Below are 19,662 nucleotides of genomic sequence, written 5' to 3'. Positions count from 1 at the left end.
AAGCCCTTCCTCTCTTATAGTCATACGACTCCTCGGTCGCGCCAAAGTTGTAAGATCAAAAAACGATATTCACTATGTTTCATATGTGATGTACATATTATTTAAAGAAATCAGAGTTATAAGCATTATGTTTATCAAATATTTTATAGATTTCTAACTTATCATCTAATTTTGCATCTACTAAAATTAATATATTTCCATCGTAAATATATTCTTCATACTTCTTAGCGTGCTCTTCAGGAATTCCCAATCCGATAAATGCTCCTATTAAACTTCCAGCTCCTCCGCCTATACCGGCCCCTCCAATAGCTGCTGCGATAGGTCCTGCCGCTACGATTGGACCCATTCCAGATACGGCAAGTATACCAAGACCTGTTAATAAACCACCGAGTCCGCCTGCTACTCCTCCTGCTACGAGCCCTGTTGCCGAAAAGATATCCGCTTTATGTGCAGTTTCATGATTCACTTTTTCACCCGATTTTTCTTCCAGATGTTCAATTTCCTTTTGATCTTTTGCAATAGCTGAGATGTTATCAGCCGCATATCCTTTATCTTTTAATTCATTAATAACGAACGCCGCATCATCGATTGTTCTAAAAACACCTACTATTTTTCTATCTACATTCATAACTATTAACCTCCTAAAGTTTTATATAATGTATTTTTATTTTTCTTCATTTCTGTATACACTAATCTTCTTATTAACATAACCATTTATGAAAAAAGCGAATAGTAAAAGCATTACAAGCGAACTACTTAACAAGTAAATTAAATCAAATGTAATATCAATCATCATTTCATTCATGTATACCAGACTCCTTTTTATTTAAAGTAAAAGTATATTTTTATAGACTAGAAATCTTACAATTCATCTTCAGTCAATCTCTTTGTAGTATATGTATACCCTTCGTAACCCTTTCTAAACGTAAAAATACTATAATTATATTTTTCTTATTTATATGTTTAACATTTTTTAAAACGGGTATGTTTATATTGTTATGCTTACTATATGGAAAGGAATATTTCGATGAATGAAATCCAATCTACTACTATTCTTTATAATGAAACACCTACAATAACGCAGATTCATCATTTTTATGCTTTAATGACAACATTTCAAACGAATGTATTTATAAGTAAACACGGAACACTTACTTCTATTAAAAACTTAAGCACATTAATATCCTTTTTTCTTACTATCAAAAAAAGAGAACTTGTATTATTTATCTTTGAAGGAATAGATGCAAAAAAGGCTTTAAGAACACTCTTTCCTTCTTAAAAGTTTTATGCCCCCTATTCCCTCGATTGTTACTTTTCATATATAGTTTTATATTTCAAAATGATTTCCTCTATAAAAAATGAGCCCCCTAATACAATAGGGGGATTTCTAGTTTGGCCTTACGAAAACTGATATAATATATATTACGTTTTCATTCTTTACAATCGAAAACTTTTAATAATCTTGAAGGTAGGAATTTTTAATGGACTCGAAAGCAAAATTTAGTATTCGTTACAAAATTATGGCTGGTTATTTAGTTATCATTTTGTTCTTACTTATTTCTTTCATTATGTTAAACAATGAGATTTCCAATTTACAAAAATCTCGTAATTTTATTATTGATCACGATTTTAAAGTTCTTAATTTAACGAATCAAGTGGAGAAAGATTTACTAACAATTGAAAATAAAGCGAAAGGATTTATCACTTCTAATGATGCAAGTTACGTTCAATCCCTTAACGCTGCGGAAAAGGATTACGAAAAACATTATCAAGATCTTCTTGCTCTATTAGAGGATAACCCCTCTCAGCAGGAAAAATTAAAACAGATTAATGAAAACATTACTAGTTGGATTAATAAAGAGATTCACCCATTCATTACAAATAGCAATAGTAATAACGTACAAGCAATCGACACGACTCAAATTCAGTCATTACAATCGCAGCTAACGAACTTCCGTAGTGTAGAGGAACAACTAACGAAGAAAAGAGCTGCACAATTAGACACTGAAAATAATAAATTAGAGATTTGGTTATACAGTTTATTATTCTTACTTTCTTGTATTTCTATTATCATTTCACTTTATATTTCGAATTCCATTACAAAAACGATTAAAAATGTAATTCAAGCTATTAAATCCATTTCTTCGAAAGAAAAAATTACGGAAAGAATTCATGTAAACAGCCATGATGAAATAAAAGATCTGGCCCACACAACGAACCACTTACTAGACGAAATATCGAAAAGAGAGTGGTTGCAAACCGAGCTTGCAGAATTAATTTTAATGTATCAAGGTGTATCTTCTATTGAGATGTTAGGTAACAAAATTCTTAGTGGGGTTATACAAAAAACGCAAACTTCTTGCGGTGCATTTTATGTACGTGAAGAAATTGAAGACACTGTCTACTATGTGAAAAAAGCTTCTTTCGCAGATCAAGGTGCTGATGTTGGGAAACAATCCATTAAAATGGGTGAAGGTTTCATTGGACAGTCTGCTTTAGAAAAGAAAAGTTTTATTCTCAGGGACATACCTGAAGAGTTTCGTTACGTTACTACTGGATTATTAGAAATACGCCCTAAAAACCTACTAGTCATCCCGATCTTATTTGAGGATGAAGTAATCGCAGTAATGGAATTAGTAAGTGTAACTGACATTTCAGATTTACATCAAGATTTAATTCAACAAACTGTTGATAATCTAGGTTTAACAATCCATAGCATTATGGGACGTATGCGAATTCAAACTCTTTTACATGAATCACAAGCAATGACAGAAGAGCTGCAAGTTCAATCAGAAGAATTACAAACGCAAGCTGAAGAACTACAAATGCAAGCCGAAGAATTAAGAACAACGAATGAACAACTAGAGTCTAGAACGGAAGAGGCGGAGCAAAAGACAGCTGACTTACAAATTACTAAATCAGAATTAGAAGAAAAGGCAAGTGAGTTATTACGTAGCTCAAAATACAAATCAGAATTTCTAGCAAATATGTCTCATGAATTACGCACACCGTTAAATAGTATTTTACTATTATCTGAAATGTTAAAAGAAAATCATGATAATCATTTATCCGACGATGAAATTGAATTAGCAACCGTTATTCATTCATCAGGGAAAGACTTACTTACTTTAATTAATGACATACTAGATTTATCTAAAGTAGAAGCCGGAAAACTAGACGTCATTTTTGAAGCAACGAACATAAGTGATATGGCAGCAAGTATGCAGCAAAACTTCTTACATATTGCTGCACAAAAAAATGTTGAATTTACTGTTGAAGACAGTGATACGATTCCTGATCTGTTTTATACAGATGCAAAACGGGTTGAACAAATTATTAAAAACTTATTATCCAATGCATTTAAATTCACGGAAAAAGGATCCGTCTCTTTACATTTCGATTCGATAGAAGCAACTAATTTAAGTCATGAAATGCAGTCTATAAGTAATGATTGGATGACAATTTCAGTAAAAGATACTGGTATTGGTATCGCTAAAGAACAGCATCAACTTATTTTCGAAGCCTTTCAACAGGCAGATGGCGCAACGATTCGAAAATATGGTGGCACAGGCTTAGGGTTATCTATTTGTAAAGAGTTTGCTAGATTGTTAGGTGGTTGGATTACGTTAGAGAGTCATGTAGGAGAAGGTAGTACTTTTACCGTATATATCCCTAACCTTCCAAATGGGTTAATTGATATGCAAGTATCCAATTTAGAAGTTGCAGCAACGATAGAAGGTGTTATTCCTGCTGAAGTTGTTGAGGAAACTATCGTGACTCCTGAAACAAATACCGTCTTCCAAGAGAAAACTATTTTAATTGTCGATGACGATCATCGAAATATATTTGCATTACAAAATGCATTAAAAAAACAACATGCCAACATTATTACTGCACAAAACGGCATAGAGTGTTTAGACATACTAAAAAACAATACAAATATTGACCTTATTTTAATGGATATTATGATGCCGAATATGGACGGTTATCAAACGATGGAACATATTCGAATGAACTTAGGGTTACATGAAATACCTATTATCGCATTAACTGCGAAAGCAATGCCAAATGATAAAGAAAAATGTTTATCTGCTGGCGCTTCAGATTATATAAGTAAACCATTAAATTTACATCAACTCTATTCGGTAATGAGTGTATGGTTAATAAAATAAGTGAGGTTTAGTTTAAGTGGAAAATAAGTATTATAATTTTGATCCATCTGTAGATATGGATAAGCGTACGAACTTAGAAATTGAATTACTATTAGAAGCGGTATTTAAACTATCTGGCTTCGATTTCCGCCAATATGCTCGCACATCTATTTATAGGCGGATTTGTAATCGAATGCAGATTTCTAATATCCCTACCATTTCAAAGTTAATTGAAAAAGTAATTCATGAGGAAGGGTTTTTAGAACAGTTATTAAATGATTTCTCCATAAATGTAACTGAAATGTTCCGTAACCCTAACTTTTTTAAAGCGCTAAGAGAGCATGTCATTCCTGAATTAAAAAAGTATCCTGAAATTAGAATTTGGCACGCTGGGTGCGCAACTGGTGAAGAAGTATTATCCATGTCCATCTTACTTCATGAAGAAGGATTAAGTGAAAAAGCTGTTATTTACGCAACAGATATGAATACAAATGTGTTAGAAAAAGCAAAACAGGGTATCCTTCCGTTAAATAAAATGCAAACTTATACGAAAAATTATTTACAAGCTGGCGGTACACAAGCATTTTCTAACTATTATTCAACAGATAATCGTTTTGCTTATTTTAATCCTTCTCTTTTACAAAACATTATTTTTGCGCAACATAATTTAGTAACAGATCAATCTTTTAACGAATTTCATATTATACTTTGCCGTAACGTTTTAATTTACTTTACGAGTAAACTTCAAAACCAAGTACAGCAACTATTTTATGAAAGCTTAGGTCACAACGGATTCCTATGTTTAGGAAATAAAGAAACGCTTCGTTTTTCCGATATAATGCCGCATTATATCCAATTTAATCCGAACGAACAAATCTATCAAAAAATACAATAAAGTGAAACTTTAATCAGAGGGCGGTATTCCCCTCTGATTATTAGTTGAACCAATCGGGCATTAACGGGCAGTTGTTCTCCCACCTATCTCCTTTGCTTCAGACTAATTTTTTTGCGGGAGTCTTACTGCCCGTTAATGCGGGGCAAAAAGCGTATGAAATCCTCTTTTTGGATTTCATACGCTTTTTATTTCGCATTCGTTTGTATCATAATAAGGCACATATCATCTGATTGTTCTTTCTTCTGTTCTTCCTTATAAAACCCTTCTATCTCTTCTTCTAAATCTCCCCATTTTCTTTCTGTAAAAGCACGTAATTTCTCTTCAGCCTCAAATTCATCATTTGCAATTGCTTCAAGAACACCATCTGTAAACAATGTGATTTGAGCGTTCTTCTCAAAAGATATAACTGTCTTTTCAACTTTTATTTCATCAAAAAATCCTACCGCACAACTCCCGCGATTCAGTTCAACCATATTTGTTTCATCAACTAAAACGTATCCAGAAGGATGTCCTGCATTTACATATTCAATTGTCCTCTTTTCTGTATCAACTACTAAGTATATCGCTGTAAAATAATATGGGATATTGTCATTCTCATTATGTAAAAGAGTCATATATTTATTTAAGTCTTTAATGACAAGTTCTGGATCGATTAAACATTTAATCGTTTCACGTAATACAGACGAAATAAACATACAAACTAATGAAGCAGATATACCATGTCCCATTACGTCCAATAATATAATACCGTAGCGGTTTTCATCGATTTTATACCAATAATACATATCTCCAGCTAGTTTGAATGAAGGTAAGTAACTTGCTTCAATTTTTATATGATCTTCCCTTAATGGGCTACTTAATAAGTTTCTTTGTACTTGTGTAGCTAAATCTAATTCATTACGAAGGTTTTCTTCTTGTTCTTTATGCCAATTTAATTCCGATTTCAAGCGTAATGCTACACGCATACGCGCTAACAATTCAACTTTATTTATCGGTTTCGTAATATAATCCATTGCGCCTATATCAAGCGCTTCAGCTAATTTATTCGCATCTTCTAAAGCTGTTACAAAAATAATAGGAATATCTTTAAACTTCTCCTCGTTTTGTAATCGCCTACAAACTTCAAGTCCGTCAATTTCAGGCATCATAATATCTAATAGTATTAAATCAATTTCATTATGCCTGGAAGAATCTTTTCCAAAATGGATGTATTCGAAAAGCTCTTGTGCAGAATTCAGCGATACAAGATCCTGATATCCGGCTTGTTTTAAAATTTTTTCAATTACAAAGATGTTAACCGGATTATCATCGACAATTAAAATGGACACAAGTTATTTCCCCTTTTCTTATTTAAAATGTAAATCTATTATCATTTTCTATTTTTCTAGTATTGCATACTCAGTTATAAAATGAAAATTTCCTACTCAAACATATTTATACAGCAAAAGAACAAACCCCCTAGAAATGAGAGTTTGTTCTTTCACTCTATAAATTAATTTAACACCATTGCTTTATCACTTAAAAGACGATCTAATTCTTCCATATGATTTGTTTCATCTGCGATCATATCTTCTAACTTTACAACTAACTCTGTCATATTTAATTTCGCGGCCTGTTCTTTTCTTGTTTCATAGCGCTTAATTGTTTCATATTCTGACTTCCTAGCTTCTTCTAACATTTCTCTAACATCTTCTACTTGTTTCACTGGTAAAGGGATTGTAGTAGGTGTACCACCTAGCGTCTTAATTTTCTCCGCTAAATATAGGGCATGTCCTTGTTCATCACTAATTTCAGATTCAAAGAAAGGTTTTAACACTTGTCTATATATACCAGAAACTGTAGCTGCATTATGGTTATACATAATAATTGCTGAGTATTCTCCTGCTAAATCTTCATTTAATCCTTCGATTAGTTCTTTCACATCGTGTGACATTTTTATATCTCCTCCTATACTTAATAACTACCCCTTTTCTCATGTTTTAAACATAATTCTTTAAAATTTTTATGTATCTAAAAATGCTGCTTGCTTCAATTTACTTATCGCTTGTCTTTTAATACGAGAAACGTGCATTTGTGAAATACCTAACCGTTCCCCTGTATCCTTTTGATTTAAATTTTCTCCAAATATATAATGAATAACACTCTTTTCCGTATCAGTTAATACGTTAAAAATATCCTTTAAAACGAGACGTCTTTCTGTCTCTTCATACCCTTGCTCTACTTCACCTACAGATTCAATTCTCGCTACCGAACTTCCATCAGATGAATTTTCAACTACATCATCTAAGGAAGATACTCGATAATTATTTTTCGCATCCATAATTTCTAGTACTTCCTCTTCGGATAGTCCTAAATGATCTGCAATCTCTATAATTTTCGGTGAACGCTGCAGGTGATCTGTTAGCTCCTCTATCGCAAGTTTAATTTTCCCGCCTAAATCTTTAATTCGCCTTGGAACATGGATACCCCAAGTTTTATCACGTAAATACTTCTTTATTTCCCCTACTATCGTAGGTATCGCAAACGGCTCAAAAGCATTCCCTATCGAATAATCATACCTTCTTATTGCGCCTAAAAGCCCTAACATCCCTACTTGTATAATATCCTCATGCATCGGCCCACCTTTTGAATAACGATATGCAATGGAATGTACGAGGTTTTTATAGTGATCAACCAACCTTTCCTGTGCTTCATCACATTGGGTTTGTTGGAAGTCTGCAATTAGTTTAATAACGTCTTCTTTAGTAAGATTTGTAGGTTGAGATTGGATTTCCATCATTCTCCACCTGCTCTCTTTGTATATATTTTGTCATTAAAACTGTCATGCCCTCATCATGCATAATTTGTATATCATCCATTAACGTATTTATTAAATATAAACCTAAACCATTTTCCGGCAAATGTTCTACTGGTTTATTAATATCATACGGACCAACTTTCCTTTTTAAAGTGCTAAAATCAAAGCTAACTCCATTATCCGCAACCATAATTTCTAATCGATCTTCATATAGACCGAAGACAATTGTAATTTCTCCAACGTCTTCTTTATATGCATGCTGTACAATGTTTGTACATGCTTCACTAATAGCAATTTTCATATCTTCTATATCGTCATAAGCAAAGCCCATTCGATTCGCAACACCAGCCATTGTTAAACGAATAATAGCCACATATTCTGCCTTTGCAGGAATTTTCATTTCTATCTTTTCAAATCTCTCCATCATCCCTAGTCACCTTCTTTCTACTTTTTCAATATCTGAATTCAAATTTAATATTTCTGTTAGTCCTGTAATATCAAATAATCTTTTTAACCTTTTAGATACACCAATAAACTCTAGCTTTCCATCATTTTTCTTAATCGCTTTTAATAGCGCTATAAAAACACCTAAACCTGTACTATCCATATACTCTACCTCAGTAAAATCTACTACAATATGAACCTCTTTCTCGCTTGCAATAGGCATAATCTTATTTTTCAAATCTGATGCCGTATACGCATCAATTTCACCATTAAGTTGTACCGTATAACCTAAATCATTTTGCAAAATATTTATTGCCAAATTCATCATTTCCGCCCCCTTATCTCAAACTACTACTATGTTAATTACCCATAAAAATTAGTTTTAAACATATTTTTTAATTTTAATTATAAATAAATTTTCTACACTTTTCCCAGCTTCATGCTTAAAAACTACTACCAAATGTTTAAACCTTATAAATTTGTGTATGTATAATGTATAAACATTATTTTTAGGGGGATCTATCTATGGAAGAGCACAATTTTAAAAAGGGAGATTTCGTTCAATTTTCTTATCGACACGATCATGCTACAAAATTAATTGGTTCCATTATTAACATACTAACGAATACAATTGTAGTTGATATAGGTAATAGCGAGGACTTATCTCATATAGAACCAAGGCAAGTCGTAAAAATAAATAATTGTGAAAAAGTAACGATGGTTTAATACATAATAGAAAGTGTAATTTGAATGAGTGGGGGTTCTTCATCCTCCACTCATTCCTATGCAGATTACATTAAAAAAGCATCCAAATTAGTTTAATTGGATGCTTTTTTATGTATATTTATCAGTTCATTCACTTTATAACTATATATAATAAACTTAAGATTACTATTCATTATCATACTTACGCTTTCCGCAGCATTCTAGAAAAGAATGTAACGATTAAAATAAAGACGATTGCACCTAATAAAGCCGGAAGAATAAAGATGCCTCCCCATTCAGGGCCCCAATGACCAAATAACGCACTACCTACCCAAGATCCGATTAATCCGGCAATCACATTACCAACTATACCTAAAGGAAAGTCTTTTCCTGTAATCATTCCAGCTAACGCCCCAATAAGTCCACCTACAATACACGTAATAATAAGTCCCACAATTAAACCTCCTATATTATTTTTATATTGGATTTATCAAGCTTTGGTATGTAACCAAAGCTTGATAAACATGTATTATTCTTTATGATCCAACTCATCACTTATCTTTTGTTTCACTTTTCCGACTTTTTCTTTTATAGTTCCCTTCGTCTTCTCCCACTTCCCTTCATTTTTCAACTCTCTATCCTCTGTAACTTCACCAATTCCTTCTTTTACTTGGCCCTTTTTCTTTTCAACTTTACCAGTAATTTGTTCCTTTAGCCCGCTCTCACTCATATTCCCCATCTCCTTTTCGTAATAGATTTATAGATTTAAAGAGTATACATGCATCTTCTTTCTTGTAACCATTCACCGACTCTTTCTAAATCCTTAACGAATAACAAGATTTTTCCTTCATCCAGCTTTTCTTCATAAAAGTTAGCTTCTTCCTCATTAAGTCCTAACTCTTGCATCTTATTTCTTAACTGATCTCCCGTTTTTTGAAAGACGTTAATAATGCTTGTCCCGAGTCCCTCCTCTTTTATTCCAATTGTATTCACGTCTGCATTGTCTGCGATTCTATCTGTCCTTTCTTTCTCATGTGTTAATACGTAAATATCTTTTTGGTCTATTCCTTTCTTCACTAGATCATTCGCCGCATTCATGACCTCTTTCTCCGTAATAAATTCATATACAAAAGGTTTACTATACTTCGTTTCCATCTTTAACTTCCTCCTCTAAAATGAATTATTTGTTATATTATATGTAGTACACCCATTTTTGAAATGTTAAACATAAAATATGAAAAAAGTTATGTGAATTTTTTCTATCCTAAAACTAGTACAATAAATCCACTTACAATAACTACCTAAATTAACAGAAAATTGTTATAATTAAACATAAGGAGGGATACTATGAAAAAAATCGTATCTATATGCGCTCTAACCGCTCTATCTTTCACTTTAATAGGCTGTGCCAGTACCTCAGCTACAGACAAATCTCCACAAACTAAACAAGAACAGAAACAAAATGCCTTTCAATTAAACTCCGCAAATATTACAGATATTGAAATACTTCGTACAACTAATAATACTACTTCTAAATCTCAAACAGACAACGAAGAAATGATACAATCTATCGTTTCAGCAGTTCAAAATGGGACACCTAAAACAATCACTTTAGATCAAAAAAAGCGAGAATCTGCACATTCTACTATAACCGTTACATATAAAGATGACGCAAAAGAAGAGTTTCTTGTGTGGGTTGATAATAAGGAACAAATTACGATTGCTAAAGATGAGAAGAAAGATAAAGTTGAAACTGTGACAGTCAATATTAAAGATGCGAAAATGATGAAGGATTTTTTTAAGAAGACATCTTAGAAGATCCCTTTTCTTTATACATGAAAAAAGGCCCACCTATTTCCGTAGGCGGGCCTTATCTTTATTACACAATAAGAAAGTATACTCTCTTTTCCCTTAAATTTTTATGTAATTATACATATCCATGAAAATAGATAAAGTTGTTATTACAACGTATTTTCCACTTTCAACTTAGTTATCATTTGAATGTTTTTCTATAAAATCAAGGATCCTCGCATTAACTTCGTTAGAGAACTCACCATTGATGGCGTGAGATGCATTTTTCCAGTTCACTATATCTATATCTTTAACGTATTTTTTTCCAGATTCAACTGCTTTTACTGAATTGTGCATTGTACTTTTTTCAGCCATTAAGGCAAGCACTGGAACATTGATATTTTTTAAGTCTTCTTTACTAAATAGATCAGGTGCTGGTGTTTTCAATTTATAATTACGCATACCCGACTCGATTAATTTAGCGATAGGTTCATCGTCATTTATTTCTGCTCCCCCAGAAACATAACTTAACATCTTTTCTCTTATAAACTTAGGTACAATAGGAACGGAAGCTGGAATAGATGCTAAAATCATCTTTATGGATATTTGCGCAAAGACAAAGACTGGGTCCAATAAACTAGCCGTAGCAATATGTTCAGGATTATATCTGGCCAAGTTCATTGCTGTCCAACCGCCAATGGAGACACCCACGATATGCACTTTTTCTAAACCTAATCCTTCAATTACTTCATTTAACCATTCTGCTTGTTGCTTTTGATTTTCAATCATCTTCGTTTGCACACTCATTCCAGGTTCACCGAGTAAATCGATTGTGTAAACAGGCCTTTTCTCCCTTAACCCTTCTAAATTGGGTACCCACATTGGCGTAGATGCACCTCGTCCAGGGAGTAAGAGTATTGGTTCCTTATGTTTATTTTCCTCTTTAGTAAAGTAATACGTACGAATTGTGCCATATGTAGTTTTTATATCTCTCGTATCGTTAGGTTCTGGAAGAAGTGCCATTGATTCATCGTAGGCAATTTGAAAGTCTTCTTTTCCTTTTTCAGATGTAAAGTGACCAATCTTATTATCCTCTCTCTTCATTTGAATTCCTCCTCTCTACAAATATATGGATGAACTTTATTTATATATTCATGGGAATTATCCATTGAAAATTTATCTTCTTTAAGCCAAAACTGTCATTTAGAAAAAAGAAAAAGACACCCTAAGGTGCCTTCTTCCGACTTGAACCATCTTAATTTTAATAATATGTATATGTTGGACTCCCATCCAACTATTATTTTACCACATTAAATTGTTTTGTTTATTGAGAAATACAATAGTTTATGTATGCTGATCTCCTGTATTAGATATTTTTGTAATCCATGCAGCGAGTAACAAGAGAACAAGCTATTAATGAAAGGGAAAACCACATGCTAAGCCGATGTAACATACCAATAAAATTTATACTGTATATCTTATATATTACGTAGGAACCAGAAGAAAAAGGAATTAACACGTAATTATCGTGAAGAAGCCATAGTGGTAATTCTAGTGAGGTTTTTACTAAATTAAGTTACGTACTTTTTCAAATTATATATACAATGAAATTAACCCGGATATAACAATCAATGGAAGGATTACTGCAAGTTTATTTTTTAGAGGGACACGTTTGTCTGGGACGCCTGGATGGATAACAAAAGTAAGTAAAACAATTGCTCCAATAATACCTAAAAGTATATGAATGATAATCATCCTCCTAAGAAATATTATTATCAAAATTATATCACATTCAAACACAAACAAATGGGGTTAATGTAAATTATTACTAAATGTTCTGTTTATAAATTTTAAAAACCCCCCCAAAGCATCCGCTTTAAGGGGACTTCTCCTATCATCTTCTCTCTTCATACAACCTATTTGCTTTATACGAGCAAAAGAAAAACATACATGTCGCAACAGGGATAAACGTCCAAAAAAGTCCTCTCATTAATGCAAATGGCGTTTCAAATAAGAATGACCATAAAAATGATACGCCTTGCTTATCCCATAATCCGGGCGTCAAGTATAGTTCTTTCGGATTTACAAATGCGTCTACATTAATCGTGTTATTATACATAAATAGAAATAATATCGGCAAATAACAGATCGCTAATTCTAAAAATGTTTTAGATAGACGTTTATACTTCCCTGCTCGTGACATTTGATCTGAAAAAATGTCATCTTCACTTTCCTCATTTACCTTTTTAAAATAGTACGTACCTGACCAACGATTACCAGCTATATGCTCCCAGCCACTATCTTCAAATAACGTGCAGTAATTAATAAATTCACTTTTTCTACTAAATACTCTATGGTCTATTCTAATCGTCGCATCTTCCGGCTCTGTATATCTAAATGTATAACCAAATGTATTGCTTTCTAGTTGATAGCCTTTCCAAGCCATCTCTTCTAACCATTTTTCCTCTTTCTCAAAGTCTAAAAAGAATTTCAATCTCCACATCATCGTTTCCCCCTAACTATACGTGTAATAAACTCTTTGTAACCTCAATAATGTGCTGCATTCTCATAAAGTCTAAGTGCAATACTTCTTTCCCGCGTTCCGTAATGACATACACTTTTCTTCGCTTATCTTCACTTTTTACCGATTCAATTAACCCTTGTTTTAATAAATTTTCAACCGCACCATACAATGTACCCGCTGCGATTTTCACTTGATGATTACTCAGTTCCTCCACCTTTTGCATAATTAAATATCCATGAGCTGGCTCTAATAACGCTAAAAGAACGTAATACGTTGTTTCCGTTAATGGTAAATTTTTATCTCTATTCATAAAGACCTCCAATGTAACGATAAATATATAGCCAAACTATATAGTTAAACTGTATAGTTTGATTTTATACAGTTGGACTGTATATGTCAAATGCAGAAATAACTTTATAACCCATAACAAAAACGCTACCTTTTTAAATAGATAGCGTTTTTGTATTACCCTTGCTTATTCTTTGCCTTCATTTGCTCTTCATAAACAAACTTTGCGGTCATAAAATCGTTAGGAAAATCTCCCAATGCCTTCTTCATCACGTTCAATTCTTCTTGTGATTTGATCTCTACTCCGTTTAAGAAATCAAATGCTTTTGATTGTTCATCCGCAACAAAGTTTTGCGTCATATAATCATCTTGGAAGTCTTGCTTCGCTTTTTCTTTCACTTTGTTCATTGCATCTGTTTTATTTATACTTTTCACAGGATTTGCGAATGCGCCTGTAGGCTGTTCTTGTTTAGACTCTTCTTTCGTTTCTGGCTGTGGAGCTGGTGCTGGTTGTTGCTTCGGTTGTTCTTGTTGAACTGGCTGTTGTACTACTTGTTGCTCTTTTTTCGCTAATTCATCTTTTAACTTCTTAACTTGCGCGTCAAGAGATTTATTTTCAGTTTCTAGTACACTCTTATCACTTTTTAACTTTTGCATTTCTTCAAAATGCTCATCTACTACTTTATTGTATTCTTTCTCAGTGTACATTTTTTCACTAGTTGATGTAGTTTTTCCCTTCGTAATAACTACATTAATAATTACAAATAACACTATAATTCCTATTAACGCAGCAACAATCTTCTTTTTGTTCATTATTAATCCTCCAAAATGTAAAATTACCAAAGTCATCATAACAGATGCTAGTATGTTATTTTGTCGCATTATGTCGAACTAAAAGAATAAAAAAAGCATCTTCAACAGATGCTTTTTCTCATTCTCACTACATAAACGTAATCGTCACTAAAGAATATCCTTCTTTCGCATTATACGGCTCAGCTTTATAAGAAACACGGTTTGCCCCTTGTGGATAACCAATTTCTCCAATTACTTTCTTCACATCTTGTAATGCGCCATCCATTGATTGTTTATAAAGAATTTCAATCTTTGGTGACTTTTCGTTATAACGTTGCTGCATTTTATTTTTGAATTCACTATAGTTATTTGCAATGTATTCATTTCCTAAATAATTTAACTTTGTATCTTTTAAGATTTGCTGATATGCAAGAGTTTTCGTACTACCTGCCGTAATTTTATTTGTTAATGTATTATAATAATTTGTTGTAGCTTGCGGATAATCACTTCTGTTCCATTCATGATTTCTTGCGATTTGCTCATCAGATAAGTTGAAATAAGAATACGTTACGCGGCCTTGTTCATCTGGTATTGGATCATCGAATGTTGTATCAAGGTGATACCATTTGTTTTCGATTTTAACTAAATTCCAAGCATGAGGCTGACCGTCTCCAGTTCCTACTACAAAATGATTCTCAATTCCAGCTTCTTTTAATAATTGATAGGTTAATAGTGCATAACCTTGGCAAACCGCCGAACGATTTACGAGTGCTTCATATGCTGTGTAAGCTTTATAAGACGTATCATAAGAAACGTGTTTTAAGACATAATCATGAATCGCCTTCACTTTTTCGTGATCATCCATCCCAACTTGAGTAATCGAAGAAACGATTGCCTTTGCTTGCTTTATTACATATTCCGTTTGTTCTTTCGTTTCACGATATGTAATCTTTAATGTAAATGTATAATTTCCGGGTGATCCAGAAAGCCCATATGAAACATTCGATCTATTATAATTCGTATACTCATTTTTACTTGCCACTTCTTTATAGGCATTAAAAAGTGTATCCATCACTTCTTTTGTATTACTATTTGTCGTTTTATACGGAAGTGTAATATTCGTTTCATACGTATTAATACGCTTTTGTACTTCATCTTTGAATGCTGCTAATAATGCTGTATCTCCTGTATCTTGCACCGCAACTTCAGGCTTTTTATATTTCAAAGTATTGTATAAAAACTGTGCATATTGTTCACGTTTTACCGCACTATATGGCTCAAATTTCCCTTCGCCTGTACCAGAAGCAATCCCGTTTGATTGCACCGCACTAATTGCATTTTCACCCCAGAAACCACTTGGAACATCGTTAAATGTATGCTTTTGTTTCGCTGAAAGCTGGAAAGCATTTGTAAGAATTTGCGCCATTTCTGCACGGCTAACAGAATCTTTCGGTCTAAATCCACCGTTTGCATCACCTTTAAAAACTCCTAATTTTGTTAGCGTCAAAACCTCTTCAGGGAACAATGTTGAACCTGAGCGAATATCTCGATACGGATTGTTTAAAGTTGATCCATCTTGTAATACGTAACGAGCACCGTCATTACTAAACGTACCACCTTGCTTATTCGGTACTAACACACGATAAATTAAAGCTGCAACTTGCTCTCTCGTCGCAACATCACCGAAACCAAACTTCCCATTTCCATAGCCTGAAATAATATTTTTACCCGCCAAATCTTTAATTGCCGGATACGACCAATGCGATGTAGGCACATCAGAAAAAATACCCGCCTCAGCAGCTCTCACATCACTGCCGTTTGTATACAATAAAGCACCGCCAATAAGTGATAATGATGTAATTGATTTTAATAGTTTTGTGTACATAATTCCTTCTCCCAATACGTTCTCTATTTTTATATTTTGTCGAAAAATCTAAAAGAATATGACAAAACATATTATACTATTAAAATTTTTTGAAGGATATATTAAGTTTTGAAATATGCAAAAACTCATATTATTATATTTTTCCGTATTAATATTATGTTGTTTCACTTGTGGATATATAAACAAAAGAGAAATACAACACACAAACAGCCCAAGTTCCTCATTGAAACTTGGGCTGTTTTTCATTCTAGCGCAAATACCATAAGAGCATGTAAGTAGTACTGTTAAACTTAGCCATACTCCCACGATTACTTTAACAAAGGTTTTCACTAGAACCTTATATATTATTTAACTGACTCTACTTGTTTTTCTACTTCTCTTCCAAGGAATGTAGCAAGTTCAAGCATACCAAATTGATTCTCTACAGACTCTGCGTCAGAATTATAGTTTGTGTGTGTATTAATATGATACGTATAAATTGTTCCATCCGAACTGCGAATAAATTTAATACCAGCAACGGTAATTTCATTTTCTTTCAAAAACTCTTTGTATTGTTCAATAATTTGCTCTTGGAAGTCTGATATAGTTTCAAACTTGGTTGGCGCTTCTTTCTTACTCTCTTCTCCTACTGGGCAAAAAACATCGTGAATGGCGCATGCATCTGCTGGAAAAAGTTAAAAGAATGATGCAGTTAATGAGTAGAAAAGTTCACGACACTCATTTCGGCTTCTTCTCCTTATTATTTTTCTTTTTTTCATTTGCATCTCTAATGGTTTTCACACTCGAAAGCATAAACAAAACAAATATTATTCCAACAATACCAATCATAGTTAGCAAAATTAGCCCCCCATTCATAGTTTATGTACATACATAGTAACACAAAATGCATAAACAACATTTTATATGGGGTAAAGAGATTGAACATGGATTTAGATACAAAATAATATATATATAGAATACAATTAAACATTTGAAATATACATCAACTTAGAATCCCCTCCACCTTAAGGCAGAGGGGATCTTCTCATTCTTATTTCAAACTACCCGCAATCTCCGTAAAGATAACTCCAAGTGCATGTGCACCTGCATCTGGATAGCCTAAGCTTCTTTCACCAACCGTACCAGCGCCCATGCGAGCTACGATTTCTTTCGTATACTCCGCTCCTTTTTCAAAGGCAGTTTTCATGCCTTCTTCGTTTGAAGCACTAGCTAACCAACAGTCTACACATGGAGCAAATGCGTCAACAAGTGTTTTATCACCAACTACTGCTCCTCTACCAAATGATCTTTCGCCGATAGACTATATGCCTTGCAGTGCTACTTTACTAGAAACTTATACACTGTTTAACTGTTTCCACTTGTTTCTCTAATTCTCTTCCAAGGAATGTAGCAAGTTCAAGCATACCAAATTGATTCGCTACAGATTCTGCGTCAGAATTATAGTTTGTGTTTGTATTAATATCATACGTATAAATTGTTCCATCCGAACTGCGAATAAATTCAATACCAGCAACGGTAATTTCATTTTCTTTCAAAAACTCTTTGTATTGTTCAATAATTGGCTCTTGGAAGTCTGATATAATTTCAAATTTTGTTGGCGCTTCTGTCTTACTCTCTTCTCCTACTGGGCAGAAAGCATCTTGAATCGAACATGCATCTGCTGGACAAAGTTCAAACCCTTCTGATGTATCTACTTTAACCGCATATACAAACTGGCCACCTACAAACTCACAACGTGTAATATATGGTTCGGGCGCTTCAATATATTGCTGGATTAAAGTAATTCCATCAATCGGTTCTTCAAACGCCGGACTATCCAAATATTGTTCTAAGGCATCAATGGAATGAAAGAGTTGAACACCCAGACCTTTACCTGCACGGTTATGCTTTGTAATGAACGGTACTTCTCCTAACTCCTTTGCTGCTTTTACTATATGATCACGGCCAACAGCACCAATTGTTTTCGGCACTTGTATCCCAAATTTTCTTAATGCTGCATATTGATTCAATTTACTTACTTCAAGGCGTAACGCACGAGATCCATTAAATACTGTGCGCCCGTATCCCTCTAGCCAAGCAAGAACCCCTTCAGTCAATTCAGGCGCATACCGATGCCCTCTCGTATGTGAAGAGGCACTCATGCGACTATAAAAAACACCTTTTGGAGGTTCTTGTTCTAATGAAATTGTTCCTTCATTTAAAAACCATTCCTCATACGGTAACTCCAGTTCTTCCAACCTTTTCACTAAATGATCCGTCCATTCCTTATTCTCATGTAATATGTAAATTTTACTCATTTGTAATCAATTCCTTTCTTTTTGTTTCAACTAATGGCATCACTTTTTCAGAAAATCGTTTCATCTCTTCAAGCTGTGGTGAAAATTGTAAAAGTAATAACGTAACACCCACTTTTTCAAAAGCAAGTATCCTTTCTGCAATTTGTTCTGGTGTTCCGATTAAATTAGGACGTTACCCGCGATTCGATACGGAATAATCATTGAGCTTCACTTGCTGTTCCAAATGCGATTTACTAATAAAATCTTGATAACCCGCATAACCTAACGCATCGTCTTTCACATCCGTTATGCGTCTCCATTCTTCTAATGCCTCTTCTTCTGTATCACGGCAAATGACATACGCCGCGAGCCCGAATGACTGCAATGGATCCTCTGTAACTTTCTTTCTACGATTCTTCATATCTTCTATTTTCACAGATACTTCTTCCACTGTTCCCCCGTGCATTACATATGCATCCGCGTAATTTACAATGACCTCTTTCCCTCGCTCACTCTCACCACCTGCATAAAGCTTAATACCTTGTTTCTGCACAGGTTTTGGACTTAAGTGCGTGTGATGAAGCTCATAAAAGTTCCCTTTATAAGAAAACTCGTCTTCTTTCCAAAGCTCCTTCAAAACTGTTACAAATTCCTCCGTGCGATCATACCTTTCATCATGTGCGGTAAATACCCCGCCGTACTGTCTCGCTTCTTCTTCCCACCATGCTGAAACTACATTCAATGTAAAACGACCATTACTTAATTGATCGATATTTGCTGCCATTTTTGCTGTAACTGCTGGATTATGGAACCCAGGTCTTACAGCTGTCATAATCTCTAATTTATCCGTTACTGCTGCAAGTGCTGCCGCAGTTGTCCACGCTTCTAAACTTGGTGCTGAAACACCTTTTATATCATTTAAATTTAATTCTGCAATAAGTGTTGTTGAAAAACCTAATTGTTCTGCCGCTTGCGCTGTTTGTTTTGCATACTCAAACGTAGGCGGCATAGATTCATCCTCCACATTTCGAAGCCATCCTCCAAAAATCGGCAACCAAAAACCATACTCCACTACCTATTCCCCCTTTAACTTTTAGCCATAAAAAAGCTACCC

21 protein-coding genes and 3 pseudogenes are annotated in these 19,662 nt (G+C 33.8%); 5 read left to right on the top strand and 19 right to left on the bottom strand.

Annotated elements, in window-relative coordinates:
- Window positions 1–97: 97 nt before the first annotated feature.
- Window positions 98–628: a general stress protein gene (locus FS742_RS14950; protein ID WP_144613283.1), complete on the bottom strand. Its 531-nt coding sequence runs from the start codon at window positions 626–628 to the stop codon at window positions 98–100.
- A 36-nt stretch (window positions 629–664) separates the two neighbouring features.
- On the bottom strand, window positions 665–805 hold the full coding sequence (locus FS742_RS27600; protein ID WP_186327177.1) for a hypothetical protein: 141 nt from the start codon (window positions 803–805) through the stop codon (window positions 665–667).
- A 222-nt stretch (window positions 806–1,027) separates the two neighbouring features.
- Here FS742_RS27600 and FS742_RS14945 point away from each other — a divergent pair, with 222 nt between their 5' ends.
- The 3 genes from FS742_RS14945 (at window position 1,028) to FS742_RS14935 (ending at window position 5,046) form a co-directional block, all read left to right on the top strand.
- A complete protein-coding gene (locus FS742_RS14945) occupies window positions 1,028–1,279 on the top strand; it encodes a hypothetical protein (RefSeq protein ID WP_144613281.1) in 252 nt (83 codons plus the stop codon).
- Between the two features lie 202 nt (window positions 1,280–1,481).
- Window positions 1,482–4,172, top strand: a complete 2,691-nt coding sequence (locus tag FS742_RS14940) for an ATP-binding protein (RefSeq protein ID WP_144613279.1) — start codon at window positions 1,482–1,484, stop codon at window positions 4,170–4,172.
- A gap of 16 nt (window positions 4,173–4,188) precedes the next feature.
- On the top strand, window positions 4,189–5,046 hold the full coding sequence (locus FS742_RS14935) for a CheR family methyltransferase (protein WP_088121486.1): 858 nt from the start codon (window positions 4,189–4,191) through the stop codon (window positions 5,044–5,046).
- A 185-nt stretch (window positions 5,047–5,231) separates the two neighbouring features.
- Here the strand turns inward: FS742_RS14935 and FS742_RS14930 are convergent, their stop codons facing one another.
- The 5 genes from FS742_RS14930 to FS742_RS14910 form a co-directional block, all read right to left on the bottom strand.
- Window positions 5,232–6,374, bottom strand: coding sequence for a fused response regulator/phosphatase (locus FS742_RS14930; RefSeq protein ID WP_144613277.1), 1,143 nt, complete (start codon window positions 6,372–6,374; stop codon window positions 5,232–5,234).
- A gap of 164 nt (window positions 6,375–6,538) precedes the next feature.
- Entirely contained in the window at window positions 6,539–6,979 is a 441-nt protein-coding gene (locus FS742_RS14925) for a ferritin-like domain-containing protein (protein WP_046953946.1), read from the bottom strand.
- Window positions 6,980–7,048: 69 nt separating this feature from the next.
- Complete coding sequence (sigB, locus tag FS742_RS14920) at window positions 7,049–7,825, bottom strand: RNA polymerase sigma factor SigB (RefSeq protein ID WP_144613275.1); 777 nt, start codon at window positions 7,823–7,825, stop codon at window positions 7,049–7,051.
- Entirely contained in the window at window positions 7,788–8,270 is a 483-nt protein-coding gene (rsbW, locus tag FS742_RS14915; RefSeq protein ID WP_000970584.1) for an anti-sigma B factor RsbW, read from the bottom strand. Before rsbW ends, sigB begins: the two co-directional genes overlap by 38 nt.
- A gap of 6 nt (window positions 8,271–8,276) precedes the next feature.
- On the bottom strand, window positions 8,277–8,615 hold the full coding sequence (locus tag FS742_RS14910) for an STAS domain-containing protein (RefSeq protein ID WP_144613273.1): 339 nt from the start codon (window positions 8,613–8,615) through the stop codon (window positions 8,277–8,279).
- Window positions 8,616–8,812: 197 nt separating this feature from the next.
- On the opposite strand from FS742_RS14910, the gene FS742_RS14905 reads away from it, so the two are divergent.
- Window positions 8,813–9,013 (top strand): methyltransferase, encoded by a 201-nt coding sequence (locus FS742_RS14905; RefSeq protein WP_000390989.1) that lies wholly within the window; start codon window positions 8,813–8,815, stop codon window positions 9,011–9,013.
- Between the two features lie 181 nt (window positions 9,014–9,194).
- Here the strand turns inward: FS742_RS14905 and FS742_RS14900 are convergent, their stop codons facing one another.
- The 3 genes from FS742_RS14900 to FS742_RS14890 all read right to left on the bottom strand — a co-directional run bounded on the left by FS742_RS14900 (window position 9,195) and on the right by FS742_RS14890 (window position 10,147).
- Window positions 9,195–9,446: a GlsB/YeaQ/YmgE family stress response membrane protein gene (locus FS742_RS14900; RefSeq protein WP_000522902.1), complete on the bottom strand. Its 252-nt coding sequence runs from the start codon at window positions 9,444–9,446 to the stop codon at window positions 9,195–9,197.
- Window positions 9,447–9,521: 75 nt separating this feature from the next.
- On the bottom strand, window positions 9,522–9,722 hold the full coding sequence (locus FS742_RS14895) for a CsbD family protein (protein ID WP_016089046.1): 201 nt from the start codon (window positions 9,720–9,722) through the stop codon (window positions 9,522–9,524).
- Window positions 9,723–9,757: 35 nt separating this feature from the next.
- Window positions 9,758–10,147 (bottom strand): YflT domain-containing protein, encoded by a 390-nt coding sequence (locus FS742_RS14890; protein ID WP_061678673.1) that lies wholly within the window; start codon window positions 10,145–10,147, stop codon window positions 9,758–9,760.
- Between the two features lie 192 nt (window positions 10,148–10,339).
- Here FS742_RS14890 and FS742_RS14885 point away from each other — a divergent pair, with 192 nt between their 5' ends.
- A complete protein-coding gene (locus FS742_RS14885; protein WP_144613271.1) occupies window positions 10,340–10,807 on the top strand; it encodes a lipoprotein in 468 nt (155 codons plus the stop codon).
- 171 nt (window positions 10,808–10,978) lie between these two features.
- Here FS742_RS14885 and FS742_RS14880 read toward each other — a convergent pair whose 3' ends face one another.
- The 9 genes and pseudogenes from FS742_RS14880 to FS742_RS14840 all read right to left on the bottom strand — a co-directional run bounded on the left by FS742_RS14880 (window position 10,979) and on the right by FS742_RS14840 (window position 19,620).
- Window positions 10,979–11,887, bottom strand: a complete 909-nt coding sequence (locus tag FS742_RS14880) for an alpha/beta fold hydrolase (protein WP_144613269.1) — start codon at window positions 11,885–11,887, stop codon at window positions 10,979–10,981.
- Window positions 11,888–12,677: 790 nt separating this feature from the next.
- Window positions 12,678–13,289, bottom strand: coding sequence for a DUF2812 domain-containing protein (locus FS742_RS14875; RefSeq protein ID WP_144613267.1), 612 nt, complete (start codon window positions 13,287–13,289; stop codon window positions 12,678–12,680).
- Window positions 13,290–13,302: 13 nt separating this feature from the next.
- Window positions 13,303–13,617: a PadR family transcriptional regulator gene (locus FS742_RS14870; protein WP_001078066.1), complete on the bottom strand. Its 315-nt coding sequence runs from the start codon at window positions 13,615–13,617 to the stop codon at window positions 13,303–13,305.
- A gap of 155 nt (window positions 13,618–13,772) precedes the next feature.
- Window positions 13,773–14,408: a hypothetical protein gene (locus tag FS742_RS14865; protein ID WP_144613265.1), complete on the bottom strand. Its 636-nt coding sequence runs from the start codon at window positions 14,406–14,408 to the stop codon at window positions 13,773–13,775.
- A gap of 127 nt (window positions 14,409–14,535) precedes the next feature.
- A complete protein-coding gene (locus FS742_RS14860) occupies window positions 14,536–16,272 on the bottom strand; it encodes an S-layer homology domain-containing protein (RefSeq protein ID WP_144613263.1) in 1,737 nt (578 codons plus the stop codon).
- Between the two features lie 344 nt (window positions 16,273–16,616).
- A pseudogene (locus tag FS742_RS14855) lies at window positions 16,617–16,946 on the bottom strand (alpha-L-glutamate ligase); the annotation flags it as partial.
- Between the two features lie 356 nt (window positions 16,947–17,302).
- Window positions 17,303–17,596 (bottom strand): annotated as a pseudogene (locus FS742_RS14850) (DAK2 domain-containing protein); the annotation flags it as partial.
- Window position 17,597: 1 nt separating this feature from the next.
- On the bottom strand, window positions 17,598–18,569 hold the full coding sequence (locus FS742_RS14845; protein ID WP_144613261.1) for an ATP-grasp domain-containing protein: 972 nt from the start codon (window positions 18,567–18,569) through the stop codon (window positions 17,598–17,600).
- Window positions 18,562–19,620 (bottom strand): annotated as a pseudogene (locus tag FS742_RS14840) (LLM class flavin-dependent oxidoreductase). Before FS742_RS14840 ends, FS742_RS14845 begins: the two are co-directional and overlap by 8 nt.
- Between the last annotated feature and the right edge of the window lie 42 nt (window positions 19,621–19,662).

It is taken from the genome of Bacillus cereus (genome assembly GCF_007678085.1).
Lineage (GTDB): Bacteria > Bacillota > Bacilli > Bacillales > Bacillaceae_G > Bacillus_A > Bacillus_A cereus_BE.
Note: the sequence above shows the minus strand (reverse complement) of the source record. Positions and strands in the feature narration are given on the sequence as shown.

Excerpts from the sequence above, each read along its gene's own strand:
- FS742_RS14910 (WP_144613273.1), bottom strand. The coding sequence starts at position 8,615 with ATGATGAATTTGGCAATAAATATTTTGCAAAATGATTTAGGTTATACG.
- FS742_RS14880 (WP_144613269.1), bottom strand. The coding sequence starts at position 11,887 with ATGAAGAGAGAGGATAATAAGATTGGTCACTTTACATCTGAAAAAGGA.
- FS742_RS14940 (WP_144613279.1), top strand. The coding sequence starts at position 1,482 with ATGGACTCGAAAGCAAAATTTAGTATTCGTTACAAAATTATGGCTGGT.
- sigB (WP_144613275.1), bottom strand. The coding sequence starts at position 7,825 with ATGATGGAAATCCAATCTCAACCTACAAATCTTACTAAAGAAGACGTT.
- FS742_RS14925 (WP_046953946.1), bottom strand. The coding sequence starts at position 6,979 with ATGTCACACGATGTGAAAGAACTAATCGAAGGATTAAATGAAGATTTA.
- FS742_RS14870 (WP_001078066.1), bottom strand. The coding sequence starts at position 13,617 with ATGAATAGAGATAAAAATTTACCATTAACGGAAACAACGTATTACGTT.
- FS742_RS27600 (WP_186327177.1), bottom strand. The coding sequence starts at position 805 with ATGAATGAAATGATGATTGATATTACATTTGATTTAATTTACTTGTTA.
- FS742_RS14950 (WP_144613283.1), bottom strand. The coding sequence starts at position 628 with ATGAATGTAGATAGAAAAATAGTAGGTGTTTTTAGAACAATCGATGAT.
- FS742_RS14895 (WP_016089046.1), bottom strand. The coding sequence starts at position 9,722 with ATGAGTGAGAGCGGGCTAAAGGAACAAATTACTGGTAAAGTTGAAAAG.
- FS742_RS14885 (WP_144613271.1), top strand. The coding sequence starts at position 10,340 with ATGAAAAAAATCGTATCTATATGCGCTCTAACCGCTCTATCTTTCACT.
- rsbW (WP_000970584.1), bottom strand. The coding sequence starts at position 8,270 with ATGATGGAGAGATTTGAAAAGATAGAAATGAAAATTCCTGCAAAGGCA.
- FS742_RS14865 (WP_144613265.1), bottom strand. The coding sequence starts at position 14,408 with ATGAACAAAAAGAAGATTGTTGCTGCGTTAATAGGAATTATAGTGTTA.
- FS742_RS14860 (WP_144613263.1), bottom strand. The coding sequence starts at position 16,272 with ATGTACACAAAACTATTAAAATCAATTACATCATTATCACTTATTGGC.
- FS742_RS14890 (WP_061678673.1), bottom strand. The coding sequence starts at position 10,147 with ATGGAAACGAAGTATAGTAAACCTTTTGTATATGAATTTATTACGGAG.
- FS742_RS14905 (WP_000390989.1), top strand. The coding sequence starts at position 8,813 with ATGGAAGAGCACAATTTTAAAAAGGGAGATTTCGTTCAATTTTCTTAT.
- FS742_RS14875 (WP_144613267.1), bottom strand. The coding sequence starts at position 13,289 with ATGATGTGGAGATTGAAATTCTTTTTAGACTTTGAGAAAGAGGAAAAA.
- FS742_RS14945 (WP_144613281.1), top strand. The coding sequence starts at position 1,028 with ATGAATGAAATCCAATCTACTACTATTCTTTATAATGAAACACCTACA.
- FS742_RS14845 (WP_144613261.1), bottom strand. The coding sequence starts at position 18,569 with ATGAGTAAAATTTACATATTACATGAGAATAAGGAATGGACGGATCAT.